General features: G+C 42.5%; 19 protein-coding genes and 4 pseudogenes. All 23 read right to left on the reverse strand.

Going from position 1 to position 22,356, the window contains the following annotated elements:
- Positions 1-19: 19 nt before the first annotated feature.
- A complete protein-coding gene (gene vanY-D / locus LC508_RS18535; RefSeq protein WP_103731733.1) occupies positions 20-1,090 on the reverse strand; it encodes a transpeptidase-like D-Ala-D-Ala carboxypeptidase VanY-D in 1,071 nt (356 codons plus the stop codon).
- Between the two features lie 121 nt (positions 1,091-1,211).
- On the reverse strand, positions 1,212-2,357 hold the full coding sequence (gene vanS / locus LC508_RS18540; protein WP_103731728.1) for a vancomycin resistance histidine kinase VanS: 1,146 nt from the start codon (positions 2,355-2,357) through the stop codon (positions 1,212-1,214).
- Positions 2,350-3,045: a vancomycin resistance response regulator transcription factor VanR-D gene (gene vanR-D / locus LC508_RS18545; protein ID WP_103731727.1), complete on the reverse strand. Its 696-nt coding sequence runs from the start codon at positions 3,043-3,045 to the stop codon at positions 2,350-2,352. The genes vanS and vanR-D overlap by 8 nt, the downstream gene beginning before the upstream one ends.
- Before the next feature lie 161 nt (positions 3,046-3,206).
- The gene (locus tag LC508_RS18550; RefSeq protein ID WP_023043166.1) at positions 3,207-3,698 is read right to left on the reverse strand and encodes a helix-turn-helix domain-containing protein; all 492 of its coding nucleotides are present in this window, start codon (positions 3,696-3,698) and stop codon (positions 3,207-3,209) included.
- A 62-nt stretch (positions 3,699-3,760) separates the two neighbouring features.
- The gene (locus tag LC508_RS18555) at positions 3,761-4,576 is read right to left on the reverse strand and encodes an AraC family transcriptional regulator (RefSeq protein WP_023043167.1); all 816 of its coding nucleotides are present in this window, start codon (positions 4,574-4,576) and stop codon (positions 3,761-3,763) included.
- Between the two features lie 223 nt (positions 4,577-4,799).
- Positions 4,800-5,015, reverse strand: a pseudogene (locus LC508_RS18560) (ABC transporter ATP-binding protein); the annotation flags it as partial.
- 120 nt (positions 5,016-5,135) lie between these two features.
- On the reverse strand, positions 5,136-5,618 hold the full coding sequence (locus LC508_RS18565) for a GNAT family N-acetyltransferase (RefSeq protein ID WP_023043169.1): 483 nt from the start codon (positions 5,616-5,618) through the stop codon (positions 5,136-5,138).
- 38 nt (positions 5,619-5,656) lie between these two features.
- Entirely contained in the window at positions 5,657-5,977 is a 321-nt protein-coding gene (locus tag LC508_RS18570) for a hypothetical protein (protein WP_042959827.1), read from the reverse strand.
- Positions 5,978-6,024: 47 nt separating this feature from the next.
- Positions 6,025-6,750 (reverse strand): DUF4304 domain-containing protein, encoded by a 726-nt coding sequence (locus LC508_RS18575; RefSeq protein WP_023043170.1) that lies wholly within the window; start codon positions 6,748-6,750, stop codon positions 6,025-6,027.
- Positions 6,751-6,785: 35 nt separating this feature from the next.
- Positions 6,786-7,043: a DUF3781 domain-containing protein gene (locus tag LC508_RS18580; protein WP_023043171.1), complete on the reverse strand. Its 258-nt coding sequence runs from the start codon at positions 7,041-7,043 to the stop codon at positions 6,786-6,788.
- Positions 7,044-7,078: 35 nt separating this feature from the next.
- A pseudogene (locus LC508_RS18585) lies at positions 7,079-7,450 on the reverse strand (DUF1697 domain-containing protein); the annotation flags it as partial.
- A 510-nt stretch (positions 7,451-7,960) separates the two neighbouring features.
- Positions 7,961-9,346, reverse strand: coding sequence for a magnesium transporter (mgtE, locus tag LC508_RS18590; RefSeq protein WP_118594074.1), 1,386 nt, complete (start codon positions 9,344-9,346; stop codon positions 7,961-7,963).
- A gap of 209 nt (positions 9,347-9,555) precedes the next feature.
- On the reverse strand, positions 9,556-10,716 hold the full coding sequence (locus tag LC508_RS18595) for an MFS transporter (RefSeq protein WP_206215558.1): 1,161 nt from the start codon (positions 10,714-10,716) through the stop codon (positions 9,556-9,558).
- Entirely contained in the window at positions 10,709-13,276 is a 2,568-nt protein-coding gene (locus tag LC508_RS18600) for a PEP/pyruvate-binding domain-containing protein (protein ID WP_118594076.1), read from the reverse strand. The genes LC508_RS18595 and LC508_RS18600 overlap by 8 nt, the downstream gene beginning before the upstream one ends.
- The gene (locus tag LC508_RS18605) at positions 13,273-13,884 is read right to left on the reverse strand and encodes a TetR/AcrR family transcriptional regulator (protein WP_054351654.1); all 612 of its coding nucleotides are present in this window, start codon (positions 13,882-13,884) and stop codon (positions 13,273-13,275) included. Before LC508_RS18605 ends, LC508_RS18600 begins: the two co-directional genes overlap by 4 nt.
- A 477-nt stretch (positions 13,885-14,361) precedes the next feature.
- Positions 14,362-14,520 carry a DUF3781 domain-containing protein gene (locus LC508_RS28865; protein ID WP_042959829.1) on the reverse strand — a complete coding sequence of 53 codons (159 nt, stop codon included), beginning with the start codon at positions 14,518-14,520 and terminating at the stop codon, positions 14,362-14,364.
- Between the two features lie 79 nt (positions 14,521-14,599).
- On the reverse strand, positions 14,600-14,869 hold the full coding sequence (locus LC508_RS18615; protein ID WP_023043177.1) for a GNAT family N-acetyltransferase: 270 nt from the start codon (positions 14,867-14,869) through the stop codon (positions 14,600-14,602).
- Positions 14,870-14,993: 124 nt separating this feature from the next.
- Positions 14,994-15,086 (reverse strand): annotated as a pseudogene (locus LC508_RS28625) (GyrI-like domain-containing protein); the annotation flags it as partial.
- A gap of 32 nt (positions 15,087-15,118) precedes the next feature.
- A pseudogene (locus LC508_RS28775) lies at positions 15,119-15,190 on the reverse strand (hypothetical protein); the annotation flags it as partial.
- Positions 15,162-15,518, reverse strand: coding sequence for an Hpt domain-containing protein (locus LC508_RS18630; protein ID WP_023043178.1), 357 nt, complete (start codon positions 15,516-15,518; stop codon positions 15,162-15,164). The gene LC508_RS18630 and the pseudogene LC508_RS28775, both read right to left, overlap by 29 nt.
- A gap of 18 nt (positions 15,519-15,536) precedes the next feature.
- Entirely contained in the window at positions 15,537-18,455 is a 2,919-nt protein-coding gene (locus LC508_RS18635; RefSeq protein ID WP_103732915.1) for a response regulator, read from the reverse strand.
- Between the two features lie 18 nt (positions 18,456-18,473).
- Entirely contained in the window at positions 18,474-19,745 is a 1,272-nt protein-coding gene (locus LC508_RS18640) for an ABC transporter substrate-binding protein (protein WP_225305224.1), read from the reverse strand.
- Positions 19,726-22,248, reverse strand: a complete 2,523-nt coding sequence (locus tag LC508_RS18645) for a diguanylate cyclase (RefSeq protein ID WP_054351652.1) — start codon at positions 22,246-22,248, stop codon at positions 19,726-19,728. The genes LC508_RS18640 and LC508_RS18645 overlap by 20 nt, the downstream gene beginning before the upstream one ends.
- Positions 22,249-22,356: the final 108 nt, after the last annotated feature.

Consider the following 22,356-nt stretch of genomic DNA (forward strand, 5'->3'; position numbering starts at 1 on the left):
TCGTTTCCTCCTTCTCCTATTACCGGGCTTTGATTTTATCTAAAATATCAACGCTGTCCTGAAACCTGCTTTCTTTCGTAGAGCCCATGACTACGCAGATATAGGTTTCTCCGTCAATCACTGCTGCGGAGACGACACATGCACCGCCAAGGCTGCTGGTCCCGGTTTTCAGACCGATCACCTCTGGACGGTAATAGGGACTGTTCGGATCGAGAAGTTCATTGGAATTGTTGTAAGTAACCTCTCTGCCATTCGGCCATCTTTCATATGACGTATTGCTCGCCACAATTTCTGAAATAATGGGATTCTCCAAACATGCCTTTGCAATGATGGCAAGATCATAGGCCGTGGTATACTGTCCCTCGGCGTCATACCCATCCGGAACCACAAAATTCGAGTCTGTAACACCAATTGCCTTGGCCTTCTCATTTACCTTATCCATGAATATTTGAATGGCCTGCTGATTGGACAGGCTGTTATCACCCGCAATGGTCTTTCCGGTATTGACTGCAAGGGTATAAGCTGCATCATTGCCGGACGGAAGCATCAGGGCAATCAGAAGCTGCCTGACAGTCAGAGTATCGCCTTTCATAAGCCATGCTGTTGACGAATCACTATGGATCATTTCAATCTCCGCACCGACTCTCATCTCATCCTCCGGAGAACAATATTCAAGCACAGTCAACGCCGTAATCATTTTGGCTGTACTGGCCGGCGCAATTCTGTCCGTGCCGTTTTTTTGATACAATAACGCATCGGTGTCTTTATTCACCACAATGGCATTTGCTGCTATGATGTTCAGGTCAATCGCATTCGCCCGGTTGGATATGGCCGGCTCCGAAACTGGAGACTCCTCCTCACTCTGGTCGTCGGCCAGAAATGAATAGTCCTTGCCTGTCTTTATATTTTCTTTGGATGGAAGATCCAGATCTTTACTCTCTCTGAGAAAATACACAGTTCCAAAAATTACAGAGACTATGAGCAGACCGAGCATGGCACATGCAGCCCTGTAAAAAAGCAATTTTCTTTTTTGGTTTTTTCTACGATTCCTTTTGTCGTAGTTTCCATTATTATTTTGATATTCCATCATCACCCTGAACTCCTTTCTGAAAGCAAAAAAATCGCCCCTCCTGATATAAAGCATATCAGAATGGAGCGATTTATTTTTTCGCATTATTTTATGGATAACACACGGTTTATCTCGGAATTTCTTACGATTTTCCTACGGTGGGCAATGTAACCTCAAAACAGGTGATACCGTTTTCGCTGCGGGCAGTGATCTGTCCATGGTGCAGTTCCACAATCTCTTTTGCAATCGCAAGTCCCAGACCGGCTCCGCCGGTGCTTGAGCTTCGTGACACATCCAGGCGATAAAACTGCTCAAAGATTCTTTCCAATCTCTCCTCGGGGATCGTATCCCCTTCATTTATGACTTGGATGAGCACATGGTCTTCTGTCTGCCTGGCTTTCACTTGAATGGTGGTGTTCTCATAACAGTAGCTGACGGCATTTCTCAGCAGATTATCGAACACTCTCTGCAGTTTGTTGGCATCACAGGACAGCATCATGTCCGGCTGAACATCAAATTCACATTTGAGATTTTTTCCGGCCAGCATCGGCTTAAACTCATGCCCCAGCTGTTCCAGCATCATCGTCAGATTGATTTTGCTGTACACAAGCGTGATGTTTGAAAGGTTAAACCTTGTAATTTCAAAAAACTCATTGATCAGTTCTTCCAGACGCTCAGCCTTATCCAGCGAAATGGTCAGATATTTTTCCCGGAGTTCCTCGGAGATTTGATTCTCATCCCTTAACAGGTTTAAATACCCTATAACCGATGAAAGCGGAGTCTTCAAGTCATGAGCCAGGTACATGACAAGGTCGTTTTTCCGCTGTTCCGCAAGCTCGGCGTCCGTTTTCCGTTTCGTCAGTGTATGCCGTATGGAATTGATTTTCCTTTCGGTCGAAGCCAGTTCCGGAGGCAGCTCAATATCGTTGGTATCTTCATTCACCAGGGTATCAATGCCCCGGTTGATCTCCTTAAAATATTTTGATATGCTGTCCAGAGAACGGCGGAAGATGATAAAAAACACACCCATGACTGCTATCAGGAAAAGCCATATCTCATACGCCTTAAAGGTTCTCAGATAAACAGCCACCGCCTCATCCCGATCATGATAGATAAAGCTGTCTAAAATGGCTACCACCACATTTGCAAAATTATCTTTTAAGACGAACAGATAAACCACCGCTATAATCAGAATGGAGCACGCCATCATCAGAAGTATTTTAACGGACAGTCTGTTTTTAAAAAGTAAATAGTCATCTTCATGACTGGTCTTGTTTTTATTATTCAATGGTATATCCCACTCCCCACACGGTTTTTATAAATTTCGGGTTTCTTGACGGTTCCTTCATTTTCTCTCTGAGGCGTCCAATATGCGCCATCACGGTATTATTGCTGTCAAAATACCGCTCGCCCCATACTGCCTCAAATAATTCCTCCGTAGAAACAACCGTCCCCTGACGCTCGCACAGATACCAAAGGATGGAAAACTCCGTTGGCGTCAGTTGAATTTCCTTTCCAAACAGGATACACTTATGACTGCTCTTGCTGATTGTCATCCCCCGGATATCGTATTCCGTGCGTTCAGCCTCCTGCTTTATGCCGGGCTGCTTGTACCTCATGTACTGCCTTAGCTGCGCCTTTACCCGCGCAACCACTTCCAGCGGGTTAAACGGCTTCGTAATATAATCATCTGCAACGGACAGCCCCATGATTTTATCCCCGTCCTCGACTTTGGCTGTCAGCATGATAACAGGGAAGTAGAACTTCTCCCGGATTTTCTGACAGATCTGAAACCCGTCAACATCCGGAAGCATGATATCCAGTATGGCTAAATCCAGTTCCACGGATTCAATACACTTTAGTGCAGCCTTGCCATTATAAAATTTATATACAGTATATCCATCATTTTTCAGGTACACTTCAACTAAGTCGGCTAACTCTTTTTCATCGTCAACCACTAAGATTTTTTCATTCATTGTGTTACTCCTTATACTTGAGATCCAACTGTCATAATTATGGTTACATATGGGATGATAATAGCAAAATCGCAAATAATCGTCAAGAAAGCAGGCCGGACAAGCCTGTTTGATCTTGACGATTACCGCTATTCTGCTAACACTGGCAGATTATATGGGTTTTATGGCGCTTCAAATTTGTAGCCGACACCAACAATGTTTATGATATAGTCCGGAGAATCTGGTGCCGATTTCAGCTTCCTCCGCAAGTTACTCACATGATTGCTTACTGCTTTCTTGGAATAAAAAGTATAATCTTCGTTCCAGACCAGTTCCATAATCAGCTCATAAGTAAATACTCTTTTTGGATGCGTGATCAGAAGAGCAAAAATATCAAATTCTTTCGCTGTCAATTCAATCACTTGTCCGCTCACACGCACAAGCCGCTGCTCCAAACAAAAGTATAGCTCTCCCATTTTGATCTCTGTGAAAGCACTGCCGGTCTCCGTCTGTGGGCCTTGACTTTGCAAGCGGCAACATTGGTTATCAGCTGCGTCGGCATCCTGCATTTCTTCGCTGAAAAGATATTTTATTAACTCCTGCCGCTGTCTTGCACTTAACAGCATAAGCAGTTTTTCTCCAATTTTATCTCCTGACTCAGAGATCTCTATCACGGCTAATTTCCCATATCATCATCTCCTGTTAGTGTGGATCTATACTCAACAAAAAATACATTTTAAGCGTTATAAAGCTTGCTATATTGTTTTGGAGTAACCATGGCGTATTTCTTGAAAAAATTAGTAAAGTGGCTTTGGCTGCTAAAACCGAGCTGATAGGTAATATTTGATAAATCTTCTCCGGCCTTCAGCATTTTTTTGGCTTCAGTCATTTTTGTACATTCAATAAAGCGATAAGGAGATATCCCCTTTTCTTTCGTAAACATCCGAATAAAGTGGTACTTGCTGAAACCCGTAAAGGAACTTAAATCGCATAAAGATATGTTTGAGGCGTAATGCCTTTCAATATACTCACAAGCACGTTTAATAACATCTGAAACATCTATTTGTTCGTATTCCACTGGTTGGGAACAGCCGGCAACCAAATCGCCAATAATCATATAAAGCAATTCTTCCTTTTGCAAGTCACAATATGAGCCATTTTCAATTAAGTCAATCAGCTCTGTGATCTGTGGAATCAGGTCGCTCTGATAAACAATCTGCGGTTCAAAATAAGGACATATGGCATATCCTAAACATTCCAATGTCAATTCTTCCATGCGTTCAGTAGTGATGTGGAAACATCTAAAATCCAACAGTTCCTTTTTCAATTCCAAACAAGTATGATTATCTTTCGGATTGAAAAGGAGCAGATCATTTTTTCCTATGGTGTATTCCTTACCTTGACATATTACTCGTCGGCTCCCGCTTTCTATATAGCCTAACTCATAGTAATCATGAAAATGCGGCGGCAAACTTTCAATCATTCCTGTCAGTGTCAGTACCTCTATATTCAGTTTTTCGTCAAAAACAATTTTACTGTTGGAATGATCCATAAGTCACCTCCGCAAAAATTACTCCAATAATATCATTATAGTTTATACATATGCCTTTTTCTTGCATAATGTTGCTGTTTTTCGTTAAGGTCTGTCGAATACCGTTCTTTTATACCTGTATAAAAATACGAACAAGCATTACGGAGGCAATGATCCTGAATCATTTCCATAACGCTTGCTGTTCTTTTTTATGTTCCAGGTATCTCGTCTATATTCATTCTATTTAGATAATTACACCATCCTGTACAGTAATCATGCAGCTGGTGTTTCTTGCCGCTTCCGGAGAATGCGTTACCATGATGATCGTCTGGCCGGTCGTCTGATTGATCTCCCGGAGCAAGCTCATAATCTCCGCTCCGGTCTCGCTGTCCAGGTTTCCCGTGGGTTCATCTGCGAATAGGATCTCAGGATTGCCAATCAGGGCGCGGGCGATGGCCATAAGAAGGACTGCTATACCAAAAACAGCCCGTGCGTTCCTTCTGTGCCTTCTTCGATGTCTTATACGGGGAACACAACTTGTCCCGACTCGCATAAAAAATCATCTCTTTACTTTTGAAGATCACTTTGCAAGGTTGGTAAGTGTATCACCTGTAATACGATATACTGTCCAGTCAGACATGGGTTCTGCTCCTAGAGAAAGGTAAAAATCAATGCTTGATTTATTCCAGTCAAGGCACCACCATTCTAATCGGCCACAACCTCGTTCAACAGCAATGGCCGCCAGTCTTTTCAGAATTGCTTTTCCATATCCTTTTCCTCTGCATTCCGGCTTTACATACAAATCTTCAAGGTAAATTCCGGCTCTACCCAAGAAAGTAGAAAAATTGTGAAAGAAAAGAGCAAAGCCAACTTCTTTTCCGTTTACTACAGCGAAAATTACTTCTGCCTTTTGTTTATCAAAAATCCATTCCTCCAATGTTTTTTCATCAGCAACGACTTCGTTAAGCATTTTTTCATAATCAGCAAGTTCTTTGATAAATTGCAAAATCAATGCTGTGTCTTCTCGTTTAGCATATCTAAAATCTAAGTCTTTATTATACACAGTGAATCACTCCTCTCTGTATTTCCAGTTCAGCATTTTTACCAAATACGAAACGATATAACAGCTTTCATGATAATGGCAAAAACATTGATACCAGCCCTAATAGGGGTTGTACTGCAAACGGCAATGCACAGTGAGATAACAATCCGAGACGTAAATTTCCCAAGAAAGTTATGCAAATCCACAACACTGTCAATCAGGTGCATCAACGCCGGGAGGTTTGCCTGCCGGTAATCCAAATATTTTGAAAAACCCCCCATAAAAACTCCAAAAAGCAGGATGCCCATGGAAATAAGCACTTGCTTCGGAATGGAATATGATTTTTGGGAAGTCCGTATTTTACCCAAAAACTCCTTCAATGTTTGCTCCTCCTTCTCAAAGGAAGTTCCGCACATTTCAAATCATCTTATTCTGCAGAGAGCGTCATGCAAATCAACGGCCATGTGTCCTCTTGCGGATGCGTCGATAATTCACGCACTTTGCAATAAATTGATTTATTTTGCATGATTTCATCTGTGGTAAGGCATAGTGTCTTTTTCTTCTCAACGAGCTCTTTCATATTTACGGTGCCAATCCAAGTATCTTTTTGAAACGGTAATGTCAGCATATGTGCTTCCGAAAAGTAATCTACCAGACGTACAAACTGACTTTTTGATTCTTCTTGCCACAGCGCAACGCATTCTTGATAATCTGCTATGCTGTCAATCTGGGATAGCCCCGGAATGATATACTGCTGCATATCATTTGCAATGATGGCTTGAATCTCCTCATAGGGGGTATCCATCGGCTTGTAGTTTTTATAACCGTCAATGACATAACCCCGTATATCACGGAGCGGGTGTAACCTGCCTTGATGCGGCAAAAAGCAAGCTTCTGTAAAAGATTTGAAAAAAGTAACATCTTGTAGTTGTTCATCTGAAAGGTCAGGCGTATCTACTACGATATTCAGCCAAAAGGAAAACCCAGTAACATTGCTGTTAAATTGGGAGCTTTGAATATTTACGGCGATTGTGCAGGCTTCCTTATGGATGGAAAAAGCCTGTGTTCCCCGAAGGCTGTGAAAACCTGCTTCTTTGAGCGCCGGTTTGATAACTTGTTGAATTACTTTATTTTTCTTTTCTCGTGAAGTCATATTCTTGTACCGCTCTTTCTGTCAGTTATTTATTGCTATCTTTGCTGTTCCTGTACCTTATGCGCCGTGATGATCGTATAGCTATAAGCGTTGACTGTAATGATACACCCGTCAACCGTTATATACCAGTTTTTTCCTTTTCTCGATATGGATGCTTCAACAGAAGATATCCTATTTCTGCACCAATCAACAACATGATCGGTATCCAAAGCAAGGTTTCTCTTGATTCTTTCTACACCCAATTCGGTCGTATGTAGCTTATCCAAATGATTCAGTAATTCGTTGTTCTGCATATTTTTCACCCCTCAAACCGGAATTTGAGAAACAACTACATTCCGGCAATCTTCCTGACAGTGTTTGCCGTTCTGATTGTCAGTTTGCCGCTGATGTTCGCACTTGCCGTCTCCCTCCACCAGTTTGTTTTTTGATAATCCTTTCGGCTGAAAGACCAGAATACCGCTACCTTATATTTCTTAATCTTTTCTAATCCTTCTCTGGGTTCTCCAATCTCACCCCATACTTCAGCAAATGTAGCTGGAGCCATAATAAAAATCAGATTATCATAGATTTTTTTATTTACATCGCCCCACCAAGCCGGCGCATGTTGCAAAATATCTTCGAGATCCTCCTTTGATATAACGAAAATCGGAATATCCAGACCAAACCGTTCTTTTATCATCGTTTCAATCCGGTTTGTAAGGCTTCCGCTTGATGGCTAATATCTGCACAAAATCTCCAAACAAAGACGTATCAATGGGCTCAAACATCAATAACTTATTCATAAAAGCATCCTCCATAAATCTAAATTTGAAAATCACTTCTTCATGATAAGTTTCAGTGCTATATTTCTTCTTTCAGCAATTTTCTGAAACACCTCTTTCTTACTCTGTTTTCTCCTGCTGGCGAGACCTCCCCGAGTACCACACACTTCTTTCTCTCCATATATCTGCCACATTTATTACAGCTAATTCCGAGTAGTTATTGGACTTTAGTTTGTATAACCACCTTATCCTTAACTGCAACCTGATGTGATTTCTGTTTGTCAGACCAGAGATTTGCTTACAGCTTCCTTCAGATTCCACCTCACGATGGACACCCTTGCTGTTCGGCTGTGTCCTTCCCACTACTAAGGCAGACTAGGGATTTTCACCCTTTAGAAGCGTGTGCCGTCGGGCGCACTATAAAAAACCAGGTTTGAAAAACTGCTTTTTTATATATGAAGTATCATTGTTGCCAGCCAGAAATAAATTAAAAGTGAAAGCGCATCCATAACCGTCGTAATAAACGGAGATGATATTACAGCCGGGTCAAGCTTCATTTTTTTTGCAAGAATAGGAAATACGCATCCAACCATTTTGGCAAATATAATTTCGATTATAAGTGTCAGACTGATTACAAGATCAACCTGAATAGTAATAGCACTCATACCGAGCAATGTTCTGTCAACAAACCAAATTTTAACAAAATTGACAGCAGCAAGTGTAATTCCGCACAGAACACCTACTCTGAATTCCTTCCATATAACTTTAAAAATATCTTTAAAATCTATTTCTTTAAGTGAAAGAGCACGGATAATAACGGCACTCGCCTGCCCTCCCGAATTACCGCTTGTTCCCGTAAGCATAGGCACAAACGAGGTCAGTACAATCAGTGCTGAAAGCTTGTCCTCAAAAGCATTTAAAATCATACTCGTAAATGTTGCACTTATCATAAGAAACAAAAGCCACGTAATTCTGGATTTCCATGTTTCAAATATGCCTGTTTTGAGATAAGGTTTCTCGTTAGGCATAATAGCGTGCATCTTCTGGATATCCTCAGTATTCTCTTCCTGCAATACGTCAATAGCATCATCGACTGTAATGATACCCACAAGCCTGTTTTCCATATCCACAACAGGAAGAGCAAGGAAGTTATACTTATCAAGGAAATTTGCCGCTATTTCTTTATCATCATGCGTGTTTACAAAAATTGTATTTGTTTCCATAAACTCTTCAATCTTATCGCCATAATCGTGTAACAAAAGTTCTTTTACTGTAGTTACACCAATAAGATGCCTTGAGCTGTCAGTAACGTAACAAGTATAAATTGTTTCCTTATCAACACCTGTACGTCTTATTCTTTTAAAGGCATCCTCAACAGTGTTATCCTTTTTCAGATCAACAAACTCAGGAGTCATAATTGAGCCTGCGCTGTCCTCAGGATACTTTAAAAGAGTGTTAATTGATTTTCGTGTCTGTGCATCAGTATTTCTGAGTATTCTTTTTACAATTGTCGCAGGCATTTCCTCAATAATATCAACTGTATCATCAAGGTAAAGCTCGTCAATAACCTCACGAAGCTCTGTATCTGAAAAAGCATGGATGAGAGCTTCCTGCGTTTCACCGTCAAGTTCAACGAATGTTTCAGCCGCCTCTTCTTTAGGAAGAAGACGGAAGAGCAAAATCCTCTGTTCATTTGGAAATTCATCAAAAAGAACAGCAATATCAGTTGGATTAATGTCTGCTAAAATGCTTTTAAGCTGTGAATATTTCTTCTCTCTGTAAAGAGTGGAGATTTGCTCTATAAGCTTTTCAAATTCAAGTTTTTTAAGATTCATGGTCCGTATCTCCTTTCGTTTTTTATTCTATTCCATAGTATTGTTACCTCCTTATGTATCAAAACTGTTGAATTGGAATTTATCATAATGAATTAAGGATATTATAGGTTTAAGTGGTAGCAAGACTTTAATAAAGCAGAAAAGCCTCAATTGAATTTCTATACCAGATTAGTTACTGTGTATAACCTCCATATAAACGTCCTCTTCCATCATTTGTTCTTTTGATTTTTTATCCAGATATAGCAGATAACCACTCCGATTAAGGCTATTCCTCCCGTGGTTATATATGGCAATTCAATATTGCTTTCATACAGATACCCAGTTAATAAAGGAGCAATAACTTTACTAAGATTTCCGGCGGTACTGGCAAATCCCATCAGTGTTCCTTTATGCTGATTGTCAGTTTTTGAAAGGGTTGCGTTTAATGTGGGTACTGTAATAGCAGAAGATACCGCAAATAAGCCAAAAACCACCAACACACTAACAAACCCAGTTGTCAATACCATGGCAAACGCTACTAAGGTTTTGCAAAACATACCTATCAGTATTAGTCGCTTCTCACCAATTTTTTTTGCTAAAGGACCAGTCAAAAAGCCTTGTACTACAATCAAAATGCCTGCTAGAGCCATCCAAATAACACCAACTTGCTTAGTGGAAAATCCAAACTTATCTACGACATACAGCCCCGTAATTCCTTGCAAGCCTGTTTGACAGAAATTCACGACGAAAATAAGTATCAAAACCATTCCTGCTGAGCCAAAAATTATACTTTTCAGGTCTGAAAAATCAAAGGGTTTTCTTTTTTCCGTCTGTCCTGAACGCTCAATTGACTCTGGCAAAAGTGTTAGAATTAGCAGAAAGGCAATAAATGAAATGCCAGCTCCTGTAAAAAATGGGAGCGCAAGCGAATAGCCTGCAAGAATGCCTCCCAATAATGGTCCCATCATTACGCCAACGCTCATTGAAGCTCCAAGTTGACTCATATTCTTGCTTCTTTCTTCCTCCGAGCTGGAATCTCCAACATATGCCAAAGATGCAACGGACGTAGCAGATGACAATATACCCGATAAACTGCGAGCTATAAATAGTGTCCAAAAGGATGAAGCCAAACCGAACAGGAACAAACTGATGGAATATCCTATAATACCAATGCTGATAATCGGCTTTCTACCAATTCGGTCAGACAGTGCACCCCAAAAAGGTGCGCATACTGTTTGTGCAAGAGCATATACGGCAGTGAGCCATCCAAGCTCACGACCGCCAGCACCTAGATTTTCCATGTAAAATGGCATGACCGGAAGAATTAAGCTATATCCTAACGCAATCACCAAAGTAGCAAGCTTTAAAGCGAAAATAGGCTTTTTATTCATCAATCGTCACCGTCCCCTCCGAGCCGTCCACCGTTATCATTTGTCCATTTTTAATACTTCTCGTGGCTGTGTGTGTCGCCATGACAGCGGGGATACCATATTCACGGGCAACAATGCTTGAATGGCTAAGAGGGCCGCCAATGTCTGTTACAATCGCACTTGCGGAGGCAAACAACTGCGTCCATGCAGGAGTTGTGGTAACGGCGATCAAGATACTTCCCGGCTGGAATTTCTCAAAATCTGCCGGGCTGTTCAGTACACAGGCGGGAGCCGTAACAACGCCTGCGCTGGTTCCTATGCCCGTCAATACAATTTTCCCATCTTTCTGTATTTGAGTTGCATGTGATACGGCTTTTTTGTTTTTTTCCGGCAACTGGGAAGGCGACACATAACCTCGGAATGTATCATGCTCCGCTTGTCGAGCAGGGATTGCCTCACTCAGATTAAATAGGGGTATATTTTTATCAAGCTGTGTTATGAGCGTTTCCAATTCTGTTTTTGTGAGCCAGTAAATATCGTCCAGATGTGAAATAGCTCCGCCAGTTAAGAGACGTTCAGAAATTTCTTGTAACATACGGCGAATCAGCGGGTGCCCCATCCCCATCAAATAAATAGCGTTTTCACGCATGGGGGCAGTATTTTGTGCCCAATGGAGCAGCTTCAAAAACAGCTTTTTACGGTGACCACCTATCTGTTGCAAAATCTCGTTTTCGGCTTGTTTCCTGCGCTTTTCAAATGCGATTTGGCGCGAATACGGATTTTCCCCTTTCTCCTCCAAAAATGCTTTTATGGATTCAAAGGTTGGCGTAAGTATCTCCTGTGGTGTGGCATATGCAAAATCAAATTCATAAGCAGTACAGCCAAACTCTTTGAAATAGGCATTAATTCGGCTTTTCCACTCTATCCACACCTCCTGCGAAACTTCCGCAGGCAAAATGGAGGACTTGAAATCTTCTGCTATCTTTGTTGCAGGATTGCTTTTCAGATAGAAGCCTAAAGTGTTATTTTGCTTTGCCCATTCCGAAAGATCCCACAGGTTCTTTTCCGATTGCAGCGCAATCGTATCAAACCCAAGCAAGAGGACGGAAGTGTCTGTTATACCAGCACGGCGGGCCGCTCCCTGAAAAAATTTTGTAAATAATGTTTCGCTGATAGAGGCGGCTGGCAATGTAAGCTGAATCCTCGTGAAATAAATACACGCTCCATAAAACACAGTCTGAATCCCCTCCATTATTTGATGAGCATTCAGCATATGCATGGGCTTTTCTTCCCATTGTTTAATCACATCCTCAAATTCTTTTCGTGCTGTTTCCCAGCGTGCAACACTGTTCGTGAGCGCACGGCGTAAAGATCGGGGTGAAAGGGATTTGACAGCAATCAAAAAAGGCTTTGAATTAGCGGAAAGATAAACATATCCGTTAATTATCGTATATGCTCCGTTTTCTGGCAGTAACTTTTTCGCACTTTTACCAAACATATCTATCCATAAAAGCGCCGAAGCGCGGTTGACTATTTCAAGTCCAAGTGTGGCGAATAAGGGCGTAACAGGATTTGGCAAGTGTTCCGCCAGACTGCCTTTTGTATATATAACATCCTTTTCCGGTAACGTCCATTCTGGCGGCAGGACAGTAATGGGGCGGGCCTGAACAATATACAACTTATCTTTTTCCAGTGCCCACTCTACATCCATAGGCATTTCATAATACTTCTCAATTTTTTTCCCAAGCTGTGTCAATCGCATAACTTGATTGCGAGTAAGAGCATGTTTTTTCCTCAACTGTTCAGGAGTTGGGATTTCTTCTGTTCCATCTGAGGTGCGGACTGTCATAATCTCTTTGTTTGCTGCTTCATACGATACAATTCGTTCAGCATTTTTATCTACAACGATTGTATCAGGGGTGACTAAGCTAGAAACCACCGATTCGCCAAGTCCCCACGCGGCGTTAACAATCATTTCGCTACGTCTGCCATTGATAGGGTTTAGCGTAAACATAACGCCGGACGCATCGGAAAACGCAAGCTTTTGTACTACAACAGCAAGTGCAACAATTTCCTGCTTTATACCATTCTTCACGCGGTAAGCAATAGCGCGAGCTGTCCATAGGGAAACCCAGCACCTCTTTACAGCGTCAAGAACTTCATTCTCACCTTGTATGTTAAGATAGGTTTCCTGCTGGCCTGCAAAAGAAGCGTCGGGCAAATCCTCGGCGGTTGCAGAGGAACGGACAGCCACTGCTATATTTCCCAATCCGGCATATGCGGTTTTAATTGCATCTGATACTTCCTGCGGCATTTCTCCATTATGGAAAAGCATCCCTATCTGCGTAGATACATTTTCAAGCTGGCTGGTATTGTTAGAGTCAATACCGTCCAGCAACTTATTAATATGAGGCTGAATATGGTTCTTTTCAACAAAAATCTTGTATGAAGCAGTCGTAACATGAAAGCCCTCCGGCACAGGGATACCCGCTGTCAAAAGTTTTGATAAAGACATACCTTTTCCGCCGACCATTTCAAGGGTTGCCTGTTTATGCAACAAGGGTAGAGTATAATAAATCATAATAATTCACCTCCATCTTTCATAATTCCGTGTAGAAATATATCCATTGTTTCATCAAGCATTTTCTCTGGACTGGCTGATGGTCGGGATGTGTAAATGATTGATATAATGGAGTTAATTAACAAACGAGTCATAAGATCGGCATTCGCTTTACGGAAGACGCCTGATTTCACTCCATTTTCAATTACAGATTTTATAATATTCTGATATGCGTAACGCGCAGTTTTCAGCCGCTTTCGATAATCTTCTTCTAAATAGTCAGATTCTGTATTTAACCACATCAGCACCGTTCGATACTGCTTTGGTACTCCAAGATGATTCAGCATGATTTTTCTAAGACACTGTTCCGGCGAGGATTCATTGGCAATAATCCTATGAACCTTTTTAATTGTTTCTTCTATTTCTTTCTCAACTGCATATACAACAATCTCGTCTTTCGTTTTGAAAAAATCATACAGACTGGACTTTCCCATGTTTGCTAAAATCGCAATTTCCCTCATTGATGTTTTTTGGAATCCATTTTTCTCTATTAGCTGCAAAGCAACACTGATTATTTCTCCTCGGCGCTCTTCTTGTTGTTCTGGTGTAAGCATAATTCCTTTTGGCATATTATGATACCTCCTCATAGCGACCATCGGTCGTTTCTTGTTTGGCCTTCATTATATAGCGACCGATGGTCGCTTGTCAAGTCTAATTTTCTATACAAAAAATTGGTTAAATGACTTTGGCTACTAAAGCCAAGCTGATAGGTGATATCTAATAAAGCTTCGCCAGCTTTCAGCAGCTTTTTTGCTTCTATACCATAGAATGGGCCCTGTGGTTTTTGATTTTTTATTTTAGTGTTGCCTTATATTGTCCATCTTGTTTCCTCAACCTACCTATAACAATCCTATCTCGACAACCTACCCCATATCCAACCTGTCAACTCAACCCTACGCCAATTTTTGCCATAGACCAGTTCCCACAGAACTATGAAGCGTAAAAAATCCGGGAGCCGGAACTACCCATCGGCAATTCCCAACTCCCGGAAACCCCTTGTTTTCTACACTTTTTGTACTTTTATTTTTCCGCCCTTGACATCAAAACTACCGTCTCCACATGGATGCTTCAACAGAAGGTATCATATTTCTGCACCAATCAACAACATGATCGTTATCCAAAGCAAGGTTTCTCTTGATTCTTACTACACCCAATTCGGTCGTATGTAGCTTATCCAAATGATTCAGTAATTCGTTGTTCTCCATATTTTTCACCCCACAAACCGGAATTTGAGAAACAACTACATTCCGACAATCTTCCTGACAGTGTTTGCCGTTCTGATTGTCAGTTTGCCGCTGATGTTCGCAATTGTCCACGGACAGCAGGAAAAGTCACGAATCGTCCCCAATGGACTTCTGCATTTTCTTTCCATGCTGCAACTGCCGCATATATTTTTCCATCTTTTTCAGCACACCAACAAATTGGTGACTTTAACATAAAGGTGTCTATATCATCAGTTGGTATACCCTGCTCACCGCTGAAAATATCAGATTGCATTTTTATAATGCGTGACATTTCTTCATCTGTTGCCCTTCTAAAATTAAAATTTTCCATGACATCCTCCCATACAAATTTTGATTTCTCTATTTCATTGATTACATTTTGCAGGTTTTCAAAAATTACTCGCATGTTCACCATCTATCTGAGTGTGGTAAAATTGAAATGATAAAACCAATCATCAGACTCGTATTATCGGATGCCGGATGACCGTTTTCCTCTTTTCCGAAGCGCTCTTTTTCGGGTCTGATAAATAGATCTCATGATGCAATCGTCAACCGCTACATACCAGTCCTTTCCTTTTCTTGATATAGATGCCCAAACAGAAGATATCCTATTCCTGCACCACTCAACAACCTGTAAGCATCTGAATGGCAGAAACGGCTTGCTCATAATTGGTACAGACTTGAGCTATTAAAACATCCAAGTTTTCCGGCCGTTCCCCCGCCCGCAACGCTTCCGTGAGCATACTGCTGGATTTACAGAGATCTGACAGCCCCAGGTTTTCACAGACTCCTTTCAACGTATGGGCAGCCCGAAACGCCTCCGGATAATCCTCCGACGATAGCTTCTCTAACAAAAGACGGTAAGTTCCATCGCTTAAAAATTTCTTTAAAAATCGCCTTACCATATCTTCACTGAATAGCCGTGCCAATACTTCTTCATAATCTCCGCCCAGCTTTACATAACATTCCTTCAGACTCATAAATACCTCCGCATCCTACTAATATTTCTTTTTTACAAGTTCTGTGATCACCGCTTCCAGGTTCTTCATGTCAATCGGCTTCGCCACATGGGCGTCCATTCCGGCATCCATTGCTTCCTTGACGTCCTCTGCGAACGCATTGGCTGTCATTGCAACTATCGGAATCACCTTTCCACGGGTATGGCTGCCGGCACGGATGGCTCTGGCCGCATCATAGCCATTCATGACAGGCATCTGGATATCGGTCAAAATCAAATCATACTGACCCGGTTCGGATTTCTCGAATGCTTCCACCAGTTCCTGGCCGTTGCTGACGAGATCACACACTACGTTGCTCATATTCAGCAGTTCCAGCAATATCTCTGCATTCAGCTCATTATCTTCAGCGGCAAGTATTGTTATGCCTGCCAGTATATGATCCGAATCCTCTGTCCCCGGCAATTTTTGCTCCTTTGCTTGAACCGTTACAATGGCTTGCTTAAAGCTGGTCAGGAAAAACGGTTTTGCCAGGAAGCCATCAATGCCCGCCGCAAGAGCTTCTTCCTCAATCTCATCCCATTCGTATGCCGTAAGAAGGAGGATTGGAATATGTTCCGGCAGCATGTCCCTGATTTTTCTGGCCGTTTGGATACCGTCCATACCGGGCATTTTCCAATCCAGAAGCACAAGGTCAAACCGGATTCCCTCCTGATGAGCTTCTCCAATCTGCCGGATAGCATTATCCCCGCCGAGCGCATACCGGACAGACACCCCAGTGTCTTCCATGACACGAATTACATTTATACAGATGCTTTCATCATCATCCACAACCAGCACACGGGTAATCCCGTGGTTTTCCCAAAACTTTTCATCCACATTCTGTTCCTGAATGCGCAGTTCCAAATCGACAGTAAAAATACTTCCTTCGCCCTGTCTGCTCTTTACATCAATGGTTCCGCCCATCAGCTCCACCAGATTTTTTGTAATAGGCATCCCAAGGCCGGTTCCCTGGATTTGGTTCGTCACACTGTTGATCTCGCGGGCAAATGGTTCAAAAATAACATGTAAGAAATCTTCCGACATGCCAATGCCGTTATCCTGAACCTCAAACCGCAGCCTGACAAAATCTTTTGTTTTTTGCGGAAGCTGGGTTACGGTCATTTGGATCCTGCCGCCGACTGGGGTATATTTGACCGCATTGGACAGGATATTGATCAACACCTGATTGATTCGCATCCTGTCGCCGATTAAATGCTCCATTGTTACATCTGCCAGAAAAAGCTCAAATTCCTGCTGCTTTGCTTTGGTCTGCGGCCGGATCATGGTCCCCAGCTCGTCTATGAGTTCTGCCAGATTGATCTCCGTGACATTCAACGTGGTTTTCCCACTCTCAATCTTGCTCATATCCAGCACATCATTGATCAGACCCAGAAGGTACTGGCTGGACGCCGTAATCTTTCGCGTATATTCTATTACCCGCTCAGGGTCGCCGGCATCGTGATTCAACAATACGGTAAGCCCCACGATTGCATTCATTGGCGTCCGGATATCGTGACTGATATTATTTAGGAACGTGCTCTTGGCCTTATTGGCAGCATTCGCAGCGTTCAATGCCGTTTCCAGCGCAAACTTGTTCTGCCGTTCCTTGGTTCTGTCTGACAGCACAACGATAAATTTGTCTGATTGACCTTCACCCACCCGATATACTGTTTCGTAAAACCACCGTTTTTCACCTGTATTCCGATGAGTCCGCTCACTTTCCATAATGATAGACTGACCCGGTTTCATCAAAGCCAAATCCGAATAGGAAATGGTTTTTTCCTCAGTGTATGTGGCCTTTCCTAAAGATTCAAGACTCGCTGCCACCGCATCCGGAGAAATACCCAGCACACGGTTTACATTGGGCGTCACATACTCTACCATATAAGACTCGCTGTTTAACATCAAAAACACGTCGTCTATATTTTCCGAGAGAATGCTGAATAACTGTTCACGGTATTGGATATCCTGTTCTTTCTTTTCAATGCGCTTTCGGCTCTGTCGTTCAAATAGCAGAAATATAAGGCCGATAAGAAACACGATAAAGACGATAAAAATAAACATTCGGGATGACTGCAGAATATTATCAGTATGTTCCATAATAACACTGCTTGGAATCACAGAAATAATATACCCCCCATCTATGGCTTTTAGAGGACAGAAGGCGATAACATTCTTTGTGCCGTTGAAGGAAAATTGTATGACGCCAGAATAATCCTTTACCAGACTTTCCTTGAAGGTCCCAATATCTTTCTCATCATTTTCTTCAACAATCATATCAAAAAAATTTAAAAATGTTCGGTTACTGTTCTTATGATATGGACGAATCAGAACATCCCCATCTCGATTTGTAATATAGGAAAAACCACTTTCATCATAAAAGGATATAGAGAACTCTTTGGAAAGCGTAGAAACCCTCTCTCCCTTTTGCATTAACCCGTGGACGCCATCTGCAAACAAAAAGCATTCGTAGACTCCCATGGTATTTTGTCCATCGTAGATATTCAAATAGTTTTCTCTGATGCCCTTGCCGGAAAAGGTACGATAGAATTCCAGTTCCTCCGTACTAAGTACACGCCGCTCATCAAGGCGGTTTGAGTATAAAATCCCATTGTCCAGATCCACAACGGTGTAATTGGATGCCTCGCCACCCAGCAGATTCAGATTATTTTGTATGTTACTTTCTTCATGAGATTCGATTTCCGACATCTTATTGGCTAAACTGTGTACCCGGTCCCGTTCTATTGTAATATAAGTATCAAATGTGTGGGCACCCTGACTTGTAATTTCCAAAGTCTGTTCCGCATTCTGCATCCACAGGGAAGCCTGGACGCTTTTCATATAAGAGTAACAGCCTAAGAGAATGCTGCTAAGAATGATTACGACCAGACAATTTATCCCAAATCGTTTTATTCGCATGTTCATTTCCTCCAGAAGCTATTGTGCCAAAAGTTGATCCAACAGGGTAACAGCCTCATCCGCAGACATTTCATTTAACATTTGCTTTGTTATTTCAGAAAGAGCGGTGTCCAATGGCAGATTCAGTCTATAATCAGAGCCAATCACGATCCGACCGCTTTCTAAACACTCAGAAGCTGGAAGAATTGTTTGATCAGTGGGAACTCTGTCATCTTGCAGCGGTGTATAGGAGCTTTGGCTTTCACAGTATTCCCAGATTGAATCCGGCTGTGTGATACACTCCACAAGCTGCATGACCTCCTCCAAGTGTTCACTGTCGGCGTTTGCACTAATACAGGTATTCGCATCGATTATGAGCACACTGCCATCATCCAGTATGGGAAAAGGATGTACCCCATAGGAAAAGCCAGGCTCCATATCGGCTACTCTGGAAGTCGCCCAGCAGCCGGTCACCATAAACGGCCGGTCACCGCTAACAAATAGCTTGAGATCATCAGAAGTTGGGTTGGTCACCGAAACTTCCTCACAGTCAATCCATTTACGGTCGATCATTTGCTCAACCAGTTCAATTCCCGGACGCAGCGTATTTGCCAGCTCTGCCGGGGTACGATTGAATGCTTCGATTGCCGCAGCAGAATCTTTCTGATACACCGAGTATAGTGATTTACCGACAATAAGTGTTCTGAGAGAGGTATAGTTATTTGCAACAATAGGTGCGCTCCCCTGATCCGCAAAATACTGACACACCTCCATAAACTCTGACCAATTTTCCGGAACTTTCTGCCCGTGTTCTTCCAGCAAATCGTAATTAATATACAATCCATAAGCAGAGACACATGATGGCAGGAAATAGACAGAACCGTCCTCACCGATAAACTGCTCTTTCATTTTGTCCTGACACTTCTCAATCGTAGGCAACCCGGATAAATCCGCTAACTTTTCCTGTTCAGCCAGTTTTATTACCCGGTCGTGATCCACCATAAACACATCGTCAAGTCCGTTGGCCTGTGCCCGCCTTTCCAAAGCATTCCAGTAATCAATGCCCTTCACGCCCTCGTAGGTTACGATGATGTCAGGGTTTTGTTCCATATATCGATCCAATATGCTTTCAATGGCCGTCAGATTAAGGGCATCCGCTTTATATCCATAAACAGAAAGAAATATATGTCTCTGTTCTGCAAGCGGTTCATTCTCAATCAACATGACTTCACTGAAACGTTGGCTGCAGCCCGACAGCAATGCTAAAATTATAAATATAGACAGAATAATTTTATATTGTTTCATTTTCATTTTCATTTCCTTTTCTGTTCATCAGGCTGTCACTTGCCAAGCATTCTATCCTCACTCCTGCTTTCTCTCTCTTTGCCTGATATAATAGTGTGTCTGCTGCATTCATTAAATCGGAAGTCTTCCCCGGTCCGTAAACTCCACCGATGCTAATGGAGAACTGCAGCTGTGGATAATCCGGAAGAATCACATTTTTAACACAAGACCTTATGGCTTCCAGTTTCTTTGGTAGCATGTGGAAAGGTATCTCCCGGAATACAATTAAAAACTCATCACCGCCAAATCGCACAACATAGTCCGCTTTTCTTACACAGTTTTTAATGGCAACGGCTACCTGCCTCAATGCCCGGTCGCCAGCCGGATGGCCGTATGTATCATTAATGGACTTGAAGTGGTCCATATCCAACATGGCAACCGCACTGATATGGTACATATCACGCAGCTGCTCCTCATAATAACGGCGATTGTAAGTCCCGGTCAGTATATCTACATAGAGTTTATGGTTATAGGCTGTGATATACTTTATTATTTCATCCTTTCCATGACCGCCCAGCAGGGTTTTTTCCGTAATCTGGTCAATGATTTCCAGAGAATATGGATACCCGTCTACCTCCACATACGTTGCCCGCACATGATAGATGTTCTGGTCTATAAACTCAAATTTTGTCAGGCTTCCCTTGTTTGACATACATTTTGCGGAAATACAGTTTTCACACCGCTCATCTTTGTTCCATATACCATAGCAATGGAAATCTGAGCATTGAGGAGCCCCAGACTCATTAATGTCAACTTGACAGTTTTGGGAAGCGTCTACCAGCCGGACAACATCAAAAACCGTTTTGAGGTATTGCAGTAATATCCGGGCCTCTATGCCACTTATGGAACAATAGTCCGTTTCTTTTTTCGCATGTATGCCGTTTATTAAGGATTCTATGGAAGGCTTTGCCGCAGCCACACTGCTATTTGTGGCCGGAATATACTTCTCATCAATATTGATAAGTTTCCCCAGGACGCCGGCATGGCGTTTTCTATTTTCGTTTGTCCAGATGACATGACCGAGACAGCGGAACCAGTGGATTTCCTGATTCACTGCCAGCGGCACATCAACCTGAAAATCCGGTTGTAACGGGGTGGCTGTCCGGACTTTTTCCAAGATATGGTCCAGGATATTACTATCGGCACATTTCGGCAGTTTCTCATTCTCCAGCGGATGAAACAGGTCACTCTCGATATTAAATCGTTCTGCTCCGTATTTATTGAAACTGAGAATGGATGATTCTACCGAATAATTGAAAAAAATTTCCTCAGTTTTATCCGACAGGAACCGAAACCGCTGCTGTTCATATGACCGCTGCTGCAGCAGACGTTCCGTAGCTCCCAGGCCATAGCGCTGCAGCTGCTCCGTAATATGGCTGGTTTCTTTTGGTGCATTTTCCGTTTCCAATGTATTTTGGGCCAGCAGCTCCTGTGCCAGCGTATCCCCTATGTCACGCAAGCATTCCAGCAGCAGCGGATGAAAGACTCCGCACTGTCCGTCAAAGATCATTTTCATTGCTGTATCATGGGAATATGCCGGCTTATAGCACCGTTCACTGGTGAGCGCATCATAGACATCTGCCAGGGCGACCACCTGTGCAGAGAGCGGGATGGCATCCCCTTTCAGGCCATCCGGATAACCGCTGCCGTCATATCGCTCATGATGCCACCGGCAGATTTCATATGCCGTTTTCAGCAAAGGTTCGTTCCGGTCAATGGGCAAATCCATAAGTATCTCCGCGCCCGCCATAGAATGGCCCTGCATAATCTGAAATTCCTCTGCCGTAAGGCGGCCTGGCTTATTGAGAATCTCTTCCGGGATGGCGATTTTGCCAATATCGTGCAGTGCAGAAGCCATGCTGATCATGGTAATGTCTTCGTATGTCATTTTATTACAGTCCGTTTTTAGCATGAGTTGCCGCAGCAAAAGTTCTGTAATGATGTTGATATGTAGGACATGAAGCCCGCTTTCTCCATTACGGAATTCCACGATATGGGACAGGATGGAAAGCATGAGCCGGTTATCCTTTTCTTTTTTACTAATCTGTTGGGTAATGATCTCCATTAACTGGCGTTGCTTAGCAAATGATAAAATAACATTGGCTACACGACGGCGCACAATCATCGTATTATAGGGACGGGCAATATAGTCGGTTGCCCCAAGATCATACGCACGTTCTATAAATTTAGGCGCAGTTTCGCTTGAAATCATAACGACCGGAATTGAATCAATCCAATGAGACTGATTCATATGTATCAATACCTCCAGACCATCCATCTGCGGCATTTGAACATCCAGAAGGATGAGAGATAGATCTGATATGTGTTCACGTAATATTTCAACCGCCTGCGCCCCGTTTTCCGCTTCCAAAATTTCATATTCATTTCCAAGCATAGAACCAAGCATCTCTCGATTCAATTCAGAATCGTCTACAATTAAAACCTTTAATTTCGGTCTGACTTTCAACATACCATCACTCCAGTGAATTTCTTATATTGCTATTTCTCTCAGTACCATTCTGCTCACCTATGCAGATAGGTAAGCAGGAAAATTTTACGGCCTCTCAGCCGTACAGTT

Origin of the sequence: Blautia parvula (assembly GCF_020215665.1) — a bacterium.
Lineage (GTDB): Bacteria > Bacillota > Clostridia > Lachnospirales > Lachnospiraceae > Blautia > Blautia celeris.